This window comes from uncultured Nitrosomonas sp. (genome assembly GCF_902826915.1).
In the GTDB taxonomy this organism is placed as follows: domain Bacteria; phylum Pseudomonadota; class Gammaproteobacteria; order Burkholderiales; family Nitrosomonadaceae; genus Nitrosomonas.
The window spans coordinates 1-11,605 of record NZ_CADEGP010000024.1 but is presented as its reverse complement, the minus strand read 5'-3'; the positions used below and the strand labels follow the sequence as shown (position 1 = coordinate 11,605).

Below are 11,605 nucleotides of genomic sequence, written 5' to 3'. Positions count from 1 at the left end.
ACATGGCCATTGTAATCGATAAAGTTATTGGCATGATTGCAGTAATATGGAAACAGGCTAGAAATTACATTCAATACGCGATTGCTGGCCAACTCAATATGTGGGGTGGGTGGCCAGCCTGCGTCTCAAGACGATTACTGCTGGCATCATAGCTCCAGAGTTTGAATCCAGTGTTGTCCGATTGGCTGGTGATGCGATCACAAAAAATCAGAATGAATCATTGGCAATATTTTTAATTAGTGACCTGTCTCCGTGTTTCTCCTTCTTCGTGCTTGACAAAATAGGCGTAGCAACGTTGCAAACGTAATTCGCAGAACCTACAAACATAGTTATTTCCAGCTTAGATTATTTGCAAGCTGTTACATATATCTTTGGCCCAAATATTTTGATAAATGTCCCGCAGGCCACTGATAATTATTTATTAGCTTCCTCATAATATTTATACACAAATCTTAAAGGAGCACTGAAATGCAATTCACGCAAATTAGAAATGCCACACTTAAAATTAATTATGGCGGTAAAAAGATACTGATCGATCCTTGGCTCGCAGAAAAAGACGCGTTACCTGGGTTTGGGGGAACGATCAACGAGCACATACGCAATCCTACGTCTGAATTACCTATGCCGATCAATGAAATAATTGATGTGGATGCGGTTATATTAACGCATGATCATCCGGATCATTGGGACGATGCAGCGAAAGAGGCGATTCCTAAAGACATGTTGATTTTTACCCAACATGAAAAAGATGCGAAAGCTGTAAAATCAGCCGGATTTAATAATGTTCAAATATTAAATGAAATCACTGATTATGAAGGCATTACTCTCATTAAGACTTCGGGTCAACACGGTCACCCTAAAGTAGTAGAAGATATGAAAGAGTTGTTAGGTGAAGTAAGCGGGGTCATTTTTAAACATCCCAATGAAAAGACATTTTATATCGCGGGTGATACGGTATGGTGTGGAGAGGTCGAGCAAAGCCTGAAAAAATATCATCCTGATGTAGTCGTATTAAATAGCTGTGATGCACAAGTTATCGGTAATGAATCTATTATCATGGGCAAGGAAGATATTTACGAAGTCTATAAATCGGCTCCCGATGCAACTATTATCGCTAGCCATATGGAAGCGGTTAATCATGCCACTTTAACTAGGAAGGGATTGGGTGAATTTCTTAGAGCTAACGAAATGACGGAACGCGTATTAGTACCAGCGGATGGTGAATCGTATACCTTTTGAATTAGATCAGAATAATGCATCAAAGGGGACTGATGTATTATTTTGTATAGATGGTTTTTGAAATACAGTTGAACGAAAAAAGAGTTTAACCGGTGAGGTTATATATGGCTGTTCCTATAGTTGCGGTTGTTGCTTTTAATCACTTCAGTCCTTTTCATTTATCGGTGCCATGCATTATTTTTGGCGATCTTTTGCACGATCAGAAATTGTTTGAACTCAAAATCTATACAGAGGAGTCTGGATCGATACAATCACATGAGGGATTGAGTGTTCAATCGTCCCTTAGTATTGAAGAACTGGCGCAAGCTGACATCATTATCGTGCCTTCCTGGCGTGATCCAGCAGAAAAGCCAAACCAAGCAATGCTCGATGCAATGGTTGAAGCTCATGCACGCGGGAATCAAGTTGTAGGGCTGTGTTTGGGCACTTATGTGCTTGCGTATGCAGGATTACTGAAAAACCACAAGGCGGCTACGCATTGGGAGTTTGAGCAGGATTTCATTAGTCGCTTTCCGGATGTAGACTTGGATTGTAATGCGCTATATGTTGATGATGATCGTCTGATTACTTCTGCAGGAACCGCCGCGGGTCTAGACTGTTGTTTATATCTTGTTCGACGGCGTTACGGTAGTGCGATTGCTAATAAGCTAGCCAGGCGCATGGTAATTCCCCCTTATAGAGAAGGCGGCCAGGCTCAATTTATTGAGCGACCTATACCCTTTACAACCAAGGATGCCAGAATCAATACACTTTTGGATTATTTGAGGAATAATCTAAATAAAATACATGGCTTAGACGAACTTGCGGAGCATAGCAAGATGAGTCGCCGAACATTCACACGACAGTTTTACAAGGCAACGGGAATGTCTGTTGGCGAATGGCTTTTAATTGAGCGTCTCCAACGAAGCCAGGAATTATTAGAATCTACTTCGCTAGCAATTGACGCTATTGCAGAGCAGATCGGCTTTCAATCTACTGCATCCCTTCGTCAACATTTCAAACGTAGATTTAATGTAACTCCAAGTGAATGGCGAAGAACTTTCAGAGGGCATCAAAAACTGCGCTGAATGATTAATGTGCGTTGCTCTGTGAGAAATTACCCCGCTTTGTTTGCGGCGGGGTTCTTGTTTTTAAAAACCGAGCAAATTTGCAAGGCAGTCTAGCAATCCGTCCGAGTCTGAGCGATGGCAAAAATAAAAAATGCTGCTGATGAATGTGATGATCGACAATAGGAGTAAAACGACAGAGAATTTTAAATTCTTTTGTTCATATTTTGCTTTTATTGCATCTGCAATTTCATCATAGGATTTGTTCGATAGATCTACTTTAGCTCTTGGAATAACAGGAATTTCATTCACGGTTTGATCGTTTTTCTGTTCTGAGTTCCTTGTGCTTGGTGGTGGAGACTGCTCATGACTGGGAGCAGCTTTAGGCGCAACTGATTCCTGGGTTGGTTTATTAGCCGTCTCTAACGATTCCTGTTTTTTTCTTTCTTCATTGTTGAGCATAATGATGTAATGAAACACATCGGTTATCAGTCCCATTCGCTGCGTAGCTTCATAAACATCTTTTGCATCGATTGTAGATTTATTACGTTCATAGGCCACGTTGAACGATCTGTCACACAATGAATTAATGGTTCGCGGTGTTCCGCCGGCGTTAAATGCAATTGAGATGGCTTCCCACCCAGTGTCCGAAATTAAATTGGGATTACCTCCAGCAACTTGAATACGATGGGTAATATATTTCAATACGCCATCGGTGGTCATTTTTCCTAACGATTCAAGTGCGGCAATACGTTGCTTAAATGGAATCATCTCGGGCTTGTTGATTTTCTCCATCAACTCATCCTGACCAAGGAGCAACAACTGAATAAGCTTGATGGATCCTTCTTCAAGATTGTTTAACAAGCGAATGCCATTAAGAACGTCATCTGACATCAAATGGGATTCATCAATGATAACCAGACACTTTTTCCCTTCCGTGTTGATCGTCATTAAAGCATTCCGAATATCGCGCATGACAAAGGTTTTTTCAGAGGATGTCGGATGAAGTCCAAGTTCTTGAGCAAGAAATAAATAAAGATCAGTGCTGTTGGCAGGGGGTTCAGCCATCCAAATTAATTGAATGCTCTCTGGGAAATCGGCCTTTATCATTTGGCTCAACGTTGTTTTGCCAGAGCCAATGGGGCCTGTGACGACGATCAATCCACGACCGCTTTGTAAAGAACCAGAGATTTGCTTGCGAATGCGTGCATGATCTCCATGATCATAGAAAAACAACGGATCCGGTACATTCTCGAAAGGAAGTAATTTGAGGTTAAAGTGCTGGGCATACATATGCATTAGTTTGCTCCCTCCTGAGGCATCAGTTTTACTTCGACTCTACGGTTTTTTGTTCTACCTTCTTCTGTGACATTCGAAGCTATTGGTCGTTTGTCACCATAGCCAATAATAGATATTCGCGTCGTGGGTACACCATGCAAGATCAATATATTCGCGATGGCTCGAGCGCGACGCCTAGATAAATCCATATTGTCACTGCTAATCTTTCCGGTAGGAATGTTGTCGGTATGACCTTCAATGAGTATACGATTGTTTGAAAATGCTGATATTTCTTCAATTAAATCTTCAATCATTGAATAGGAGACATCATGGATAATATCTTGTCCGGAACGAAATGTTTTGCCATCGAATATGGTTAAGATCCGAGGCTTAACGAGTGTATCGGGAGTAGGTGTGACTTCATTAATTTCTTCCGTTGCTGGAATTGGATTTTCATCCTGTGTGGTTATTGTTTCCACATTCTCAGCAACGACTTTGTTGTCCTCGAATGTGGGCGAATGGGTCAAATTGTCCAGGCCGGGTACCGGAGTAGGTGCGGATAGCGAAGATGGTTCAGGTGCAGCAGAAGACTCAAGTGAAGGTGGCATTGCTTCCGGCCAATTTCCTTGATAGATTGTATCTTGGATCGGGATTTCCAGCGCTTTAAACGTAACAACAGCCGATAGACTGAAAAACACAAAAGATAGTCCAATAATAATGAAACGTACCATGATAATGCACTCGATTTAGTATATGTTAATTAAGCAAGTGTAACGGACTTATGCACAAATATTTTAACGTATTGAAGGGTGTCTTGCTTACGGGAATAAAATAAGTTTGGTTAATCATTGATGGATAAAAGCAGTTTAATTCCAATTTAGTTCACTTCAAAATCTGTACAACAAGATGCAAGTTAACATTGTCTCGTACAAACTCGGATTTAAACGGGTTAATAGAGGCAATAAACTATGCCGTTCTATAAGATTGTCATATTATCATGGCGGTCATAGAAGGCATCAAAGTATCTATTCCTGAAGATTCAAATTCTTAGTGCTACAGTGTGAGATTTGTCACGCAAGTATCCACAGTAAGATGTTATGGTATGAGATGCCATTTATCATTGCTGTTGCATCACAAAGTTGCAGCATCAACGCATATAGTATAGTTATGCAAAATTGGCAGGTTAGGGGAGAGTGTTATTTCTATTATTTTTGTATTAGAGTTTCTCATAACCACTTGTAGCGGGATGAGGTACTTAATTTGTACCGACGATAATTCATAGGCTGTGATTCTTCTAGTATCGAGTAGTAAGCGGCGTTATCGCATTAGTTACCGGTATTTTTATGAAATATCAACAAGTTGTTTGCTTCATGTAATCTAAATCCGAAAGTGTTCTACTACCTATTGGGAGATTAATAACATGACAAAAACTACAATATCTTTTTCACACTCATCCCAAACAGACATTGGAATTCCAAAGTTATTACTATGGTTGCTTGCGTTTGTATTGATTTTGATCTCGGGCTGCAGTATCGGCGATAAAATCGACAAATTGACAGATAAAGTAAGTGATGTGGCCGGAGATACCGTAGCTACGTTAGATAGCGCGATTGATGCCTTAGACCGGAATTCTGCTTCCTGGCAGTCGGTATTGCAAGATGCTACGACAAAATTGACCGATGAAGCCCAATCCACGGTACGCAACGAGGTTTCGGATCTGCTCAACCGCAGTGTGGCGGCTACGGGAAATGAGTTGCGCTGTAATATAGATTTTATCGGTTCGCGTGTGCGTCAGGCTTTAGCGCGAATTCGCTCACGACTGCTGCATCAAGCGATACCTTCGGTTGAACCAGCGTTATGCCACGTGGTTCCTGCCGCTGTGGATATGGCACTGGATGTAAGCCGTCGTAACAAGCTGGAGTTTTTCGGTTATGATTTTGACACGACAACTATCAAGGTGACATTACACAATAAGTCGGGCGCAATGGATGTTTCTTCCAAGCTTGATCGATTGACTCACTACCATATGACGCTCAATCTCGGTGCAAATGGGGTTCCAGTATCCAGTGCCAGCGATCGCCTGACTTTGGAATGGGAAAATCGTCCTATTTCCAGTATCGCTGTGATTCAACCGGCTACGCCAGTATGCCGGGAAAAAACAGAAACATATGCGCGTGATACTTATTTATCTTTTACACCGCCTCATACTCGTGGTGATAAAGAATTTAATGGGAATGGTCCGGAAGTATGGGCAAATGCACGTTGGAGCAATGAAGGCACGCACGTAAACTTCCGGCTTTGGATGAAGGCTCAGGAAACACGTAGCGATTGGACCACAGCAGAAGGTGAGCGCACTGATACTTACTATACGGCACCACCAGGCTGGCGTATCGATAGTATAGTTAACAGCGCGGAAAGCACAGCGCATTATGTCGACACCGATCATAACGATGATCGTCAAGGTGGTGGTCCGAACGGGCCGGTCAAAGAGTTCAAATTCCGTGGCGATCGCAGTGGTGATGATGCGGGTAGTTATACCGGCGTAGACGTTACCTTTAATCCACTGGTGGTGAAGTTGGTGGAAGTGACCAATTGTGCTCCGGCATCGGCAATTAAATCATTGCAGACAAAGGATCTGATCGCTCCCTCTACAATCAAACGTTTGCAGCCCATGATGTTGAAGTTGAAACCCTAGTTAAGTTTTATAGTGAAATTTTGTACCATGCAATGCACCCGCGATCCCGAGAGCGGGTGCATTGTGCTTTTTTCTTTGCGAAATCATGCCAGATTTATTTCTTCTAAAATAAGAGCCTTTCCAGCGATTGGCCGAGTTTGACAGCACAATGCTTCTTCGTTACATTTTGCTACTTAGTTTAGATAGATAATACTCTTGAAATAAACTTTTACACCATTTAGCTTGTTTGAAAAATACCGAGGGGGAAGAGTCTTGAACAAAAGATCAGGCAGTAATGCGATTGGTACTGATGAACTCATCATTTCCGGTTCGAATGGATGGATCATGCTGGTGGTTTTATTGATTGGATTCATGTTGGGTGTTTTTCTTGTGGCCACACCCGGAGGTCCGGTTAAAATTTTTGCAGGCGGTTCTTTTCTGGCAGTCACGCTATTTTGTGCTAAGGGTTTATTTACACTCGAGCCGAATCAAGCTGCCGTGATGGTTTTTTTCGGTAAGTATACAGGGACAGTTAGCGAAAGTGGTTTTTTCTGGGTCAATCCGTTCTATAACCGAACGCCGGTTTCACTTCGGATCAATAATTGGAATACCCCTGTTTTGAAAGTCAACGATGAGCGTGGCAGTCCGATTGAAATTGCCGCAGTGATCGCTTGGCGGGTGCAGGATACGGCACGCGCAGTTTTCGATGTGGAAAGCACGTTCAACTACTTGCAGGTTCAAAGTGAGTCGGCAGTTCGTCAAGTGGCCAGTAGTCATGCATACGACGATACTGAAGGAGAACAGCGCAAAAGTTTGCGTACTGATCTGGATGCTATTGCAGCGTTGTTACGCGAATCAATTCAACAGCACGTCGAAGTTGCAGGAATCGTGATTGAAGAGGCCAAGATTGCCCATCTTGCCTATGCCCCCGAGATTGCCAGCGCCATGCTTCGACGGCAGCAGGCGGAGGCGGTAGTAATGGCGCGCCAGAGACTGGTAGATGGCGCAGTGGGTATGGTCGAAGGTGCACTGAAAAATCTGGAAGAGAAGAAGATTGTTTCATTGACATCCGATCAACGTGCCGCACTGGTAACCAACATGATGACGGTGTTACTATCAGAAACAGGTGCACAGCCAGTCATTCAGATGACACAAGCGCCCTTGCAGTAATGTTCCATTTTTCTAGTGACTTTTGCAAACTGTGTAACGTTGCTGACAAAACTATCATACGGCGATCATTACGTTCCTCGCAAGATTTCAATCAAGGGCCTCCGAATTGAAGGTGCCGCACATAGATAGATCGAATTTGTTGACAATAGGAAGTTGCGCCGACAGAGCTCGCAGCGCCGTGCGCAGACCTTCTTCCAGAACCGGATGATAAAATGGCAAACGCAGTAGCTGCTGTACCGTGAGCGATTGATCAATGGCTAACGCCAGCAGATGCGCCATATGGTCGCCAGCGGGCGCGCACATTTCCGCACCCAATAGCCGACCACTTTCCGCGTCGGCATAAATGCGCTGAATGCCTTTATTCCTCTGGCCGACCCGAGCACGCCCCTGGCGGTCAAAATGCACCTCCCCAATCAAAGTTTTTGCGGGATTGAGCGCCTGAAAGCGGTTGCCTACGATGGCTATATTTGGGTCAGTAAAAATAATGGCTAGTGGTGTCCGGCGTGTAAAACAAAGTGGATCAGAGCGTATGGCATTGAGTCCAGCAATGTATCCTTCATCGGCAGCTTCATGCAGCAACGGTGCCTGGTCATTTGCATCGCCGGCCAAAAATATGGGTAGGTCGGCTACCTGCATAGTGCTTGGATTTACCGATGGCATGCCATGCTGGTCGAGCGGAACGCCTAGTGTTTCTAACCCCAGATTATCGATATTGGGGCGGCGCCCTAGCGCAGCAAGCACACAATCGACGATCACTTCGGTGCTTCCGGCACGTACCTGCACACCCTTGTGTACGAGATTCAACTCGGCTTTATTTCCCATGTGCAGAGGAAGTTCTTTTCCTAACAGATCTGTCGCCGTTGTAATGACCTGTGGGTCTGTTAATCCAGCGAATTGATTTCCACCAAATGCTGTTACCTTAATACCAAGTCGAGAAAGCGCTTGTGCCATCTCAGCACCGATAGAACCCATTCCTATCACTGCCATATGTGCAGGCAGCGTTTTTTGTTCAAACAAGATATCTGTCGTGAGTAACCGATCACCGAGTGAATTCCATGGTGCTGGGACAATCGGACGTGATCCGGTGGCAATAATAATTTTGTGCGCACGTAATTCCTTACCATTGACTTCCAGTCTATCTGGAGCAAGTAGGCGTGCGCGCCCGGAAATAGCGCGTTTGCCTAGATCATCTGTTATTTTGACCGTGCTGGCGACAAAGTCATCGCGTAGCCGTCGCACTCGTTGTAGCACAGTAGGGATGTCCATTGTGAGCTGGTCAGAGCCGCGAATGCCGAATTCTTCAAAAGTATCGCGACGATGGAAGGCATTAGCCGCCTCAATCAGCGCTTTGGATGGCATACAGCCAACTCGAGCGCAGATAGTGCCCCAGAGCCCATCATTGATAATCACAAAGCGATCAGTGTGTTTTCGTACCTCCCGCAACGCAGATAAGCCTGCGCTACCCGCCCCAACGATGATCACATCCAGTGTTTCATTCATAATTATTGTCTCCGATGATGCGCACAGAAAACCCGAACAATGGGATTAAACTCAATTTATATTTCTTTTCTTAGTGTTCTGAACCATCCTATCAGGGACTCGACATTCAAACAACACACTATTTTGTTCGTACGGCGTTTTGCTGCGGTTGCTCGGGCACTTCACATTGAGGGAATCGGGCCTGTTTCATCGACTACTATCTTTGATTTTATTGTTGTCAGCAGTTAATTAAAAACCATTAATTTCACCCTCACGACGAGGATCTGCACCGCCTTCGAGTCCGGTTTTTGCGTCGATAAGAATCACGTGCAAGCCGCTGGTTTGATCTTTTAACGTAATGTGATGGCCTTGTTCGCGCAGTCGTGCCAGTGTTGAATTATCGGCGCGACCGCGTTCCATCTCCACATCATATCCCATGGCAACAAGATGTCCGTCGGCAATGGCTTCGGCTACAGGTAATTTCTTGGCTAAAATTCGATAAAGACTGCCAGCAACATAGTTTATGATCCTTGTGCCGCCGGGGCTACCAATCGCCAATAGCGCTCTACCATCTTTAAAAACAATGGTTGGCGCCATCGATGAGCGTGGGCGCTTACTAGGCTGGATGCGATTGGCGACCAGTGCACCATCGATATTTTTTGGCGTAAAGGAGAAATCAGTAAGCTGATTGTTCAATAAAAAGCCGCCGACCATGATTCGCGAACCGAAGGCGGTCTCAATACTGCTGGTCATACTTACTACATTACCCTCGGCATCGACAATGCTCAAATGCGTGGTGGAAGGAAGTTCTGGTGAATCGCTGCTAAGGCGAGGTTCGGCACCTGGCGGTAAGCCGGCATTCACGGTGCCAAGTACCGTGTTGTTACTGATCAACTTCGCGCGTTGTTGAAGATAATCGCGATTGATCATGCCGCGAGTGGGAACATTGACAAAAGCAGGATCTCCCACATAGGCGTTACGGTCAGCAAATGCCAGCTTGGAGGCCTCAATAAAACCGTGCTGCCAGTCGGCATGCTCGCCATAGCGGATTTCGTAAGCCTCCAACAGACCAAGAATCGCCAGTACCGTGATACCTCCGGAGGATGGCGGTGGAGCGCCGCAAATACGGTAAATCTGGAACTGTCCGCAAACGGCTTCGTGTTTTTCCGGTTGATACGCGGCCATATCCGAGAAACTGAGGTGACCGGCTCGGTTGGGATCATGCTTCACCGCCTGGACGATCTGTTTAGCCAACTCGCCCCGATAAAAATCGGCGGCACCAAGGGTGGCAAGCCGTCGTAGCGTTTGTGCGTAGGCTGGATTTCTCAGCAGACTCCCTTCGGCCTTGGGTTGCCAATCTGTTTCAGTCTGGCTGTAAAAATAATTACGGATTTGCGGATTCACCGCCACTTTAGGCATGCGGCTGAGCAAAATATGCAACCGTTCAGAAATGGCAAAACCTTGCTCAGCTAGAATAATAGCGGGCTGGAATAAGTTTGCCCATGGTAGCTTGCCATGCTCCTTGTGGCTGGCCTCCAGCATTGCCAAAACACCAGGCACACCTACCGAATGACCACCAATAACAGCACTAAAGAAATCCATCGGCTCGCCATCGGCATTCAAGTAATGAGTCTCTGACACTGATGCAGGCGAAATTTCCCGGCCATCCCAGGCGACCAGTTCACCATCTCTTGCTCGCCAATGTAGCATAAATGCACCTCCGCCAATCCCTGAGGACTGTGGTTCGACAAGACCCAGCACCAATTGCGCGGCAATGGCGGCATCAACCGCGGAACCGCCCTGGCGTAGAATCTTAGCAGCAGCCCGGCTGGCGTGTGGATTGGCAGTGACCGCCATCGCTTTACTGTAGTTGCCCGACTTAATCGCGCCAAAGCCACTGGCAGTCTCGGGCGCAATGATGGGATCGCTGGCATGAGTTAATACGCCGTAAAGACACAGAACAGAAAAATATAGCGATTTTATATCCACCCAGCGCATTCCATCTTTCCAGAAAGATCAAACGCGTAGAGTGCCACTTCCTGCTACGAGAAGTAAAGTGGAGTTGTCCCAATTTGACGGACATTCTTTTCATGGAGTCGAGAGAGTCTCGACCTGCGAAAGCGGATTGCAGTTTATCGCGATTTGATTTTTCTCATTCAGTTTTCTCTCAAAATTGCTGGGTGATAAGTATCCCAGCCCAGAATGCCTGCGAGTTGGGTTGTACCATGACTCGATCCAGGTAAATATGGCTAGCCTTGCTTCAGTTTTGTTTTTCCAGGAGCGCCTGTCGATCAATTCACATTCTAGGCTGGCAAAAAAGCTTTCAGCCATCGCATTGTCGTAAGCATCACCCACACTGCCCATGGAGGGACGCACACCCATTTCCCTGCATCGCTTGCCGAACTCAACACGGGTGTATTGACTGCCCTGATCGCTATGATGAATTACTTTACCCGGTTTACGGGTGATTAACGCCATGTTCAACGCACTGATCACCAGATTTGCTGTCATGGTTTCACCGAAAGACCAGCCCACTACCCATAGTTGATTGATGATTGATGCTAGCTGCCTTGAAATGACGTTGCACCAAATCCGGTGCGGGCCGGTCATGCTTATTGCGATGAGTCGTAATCACAAAGCCTCGTCTGCGGCTCACCCCTTTAATCCGAGCTATGATTATTTCTGGTGTATGACAAGTGAGGAGAAAGCGGTGTAGCCT

At 45.4% G+C, this 11,605-nt stretch carries 9 protein-coding genes and 1 pseudogene; 5 read left to right on the top strand and 5 right to left on the bottom strand.

Annotated features, from left to right (window positions below):
• Positions 1–2: 2 nt before the first annotated feature.
• The 3 genes from QZV86_RS06005 (at position 3) to QZV86_RS05995 (ending at position 2,306) form a co-directional block, all read left to right on the top strand.
• The gene (locus QZV86_RS06005; RefSeq protein WP_295625026.1) at positions 3–152 is read left to right on the top strand and encodes a hypothetical protein; all 150 of its coding nucleotides are present in this window, start codon (positions 3–5) and stop codon (positions 150–152) included.
• A 316-nt stretch (positions 153–468) separates the two neighbouring features.
• Positions 469–1,239 (top strand): MBL fold metallo-hydrolase, encoded by a 771-nt coding sequence (locus tag QZV86_RS06000; RefSeq protein ID WP_295625024.1) that lies wholly within the window; start codon positions 469–471, stop codon positions 1,237–1,239.
• Between the two features lie 104 nt (positions 1,240–1,343).
• Complete coding sequence (locus QZV86_RS05995) at positions 1,344–2,306, top strand: helix-turn-helix domain-containing protein (RefSeq protein WP_295625021.1); 963 nt, start codon at positions 1,344–1,346, stop codon at positions 2,304–2,306.
• A gap of 63 nt (positions 2,307–2,369) precedes the next feature.
• Here QZV86_RS05995 and QZV86_RS05990 read toward each other — a convergent pair whose 3' ends face one another.
• Positions 2,370–3,584: an AAA family ATPase gene (locus tag QZV86_RS05990; RefSeq protein ID WP_295625019.1), complete on the bottom strand. Its 1,215-nt coding sequence runs from the start codon at positions 3,582–3,584 to the stop codon at positions 2,370–2,372.
• Positions 3,584–4,294, bottom strand: a complete 711-nt coding sequence (locus tag QZV86_RS05985; protein ID WP_295625017.1) for an OmpA family protein — start codon at positions 4,292–4,294, stop codon at positions 3,584–3,586. The genes QZV86_RS05990 and QZV86_RS05985 overlap by 1 nt, the downstream gene beginning before the upstream one ends.
• A gap of 689 nt (positions 4,295–4,983) precedes the next feature.
• Here QZV86_RS05985 and QZV86_RS05980 point away from each other — a divergent pair.
• Positions 4,984–6,258 (top strand): hypothetical protein, encoded by a 1,275-nt coding sequence (locus QZV86_RS05980; protein WP_295625015.1) that lies wholly within the window; start codon positions 4,984–4,986, stop codon positions 6,256–6,258.
• A gap of 252 nt (positions 6,259–6,510) precedes the next feature.
• Entirely contained in the window at positions 6,511–7,407 is an 897-nt protein-coding gene (locus tag QZV86_RS05975) for an SPFH domain-containing protein (RefSeq protein ID WP_295625013.1), read from the top strand.
• A gap of 87 nt (positions 7,408–7,494) precedes the next feature.
• On the opposite strand, the gene QZV86_RS05970 is transcribed toward QZV86_RS05975, so the two are convergent.
• The 3 genes and pseudogenes from QZV86_RS05970 to QZV86_RS05960 form a co-directional block, all read right to left on the bottom strand.
• On the bottom strand, positions 7,495–8,907 hold the full coding sequence (locus QZV86_RS05970; RefSeq protein WP_295625011.1) for a dihydrolipoyl dehydrogenase: 1,413 nt from the start codon (positions 8,905–8,907) through the stop codon (positions 7,495–7,497).
• A gap of 228 nt (positions 8,908–9,135) precedes the next feature.
• On the bottom strand, positions 9,136–10,884 hold the full coding sequence (gene ggt / locus QZV86_RS05965; RefSeq protein WP_295625009.1) for a gamma-glutamyltransferase: 1,749 nt from the start codon (positions 10,882–10,884) through the stop codon (positions 9,136–9,138).
• Positions 10,885–10,974: 90 nt separating this feature from the next.
• Positions 10,975–11,605, bottom strand: a pseudogene (locus QZV86_RS05960) (IS3 family transposase); the annotation flags it as partial.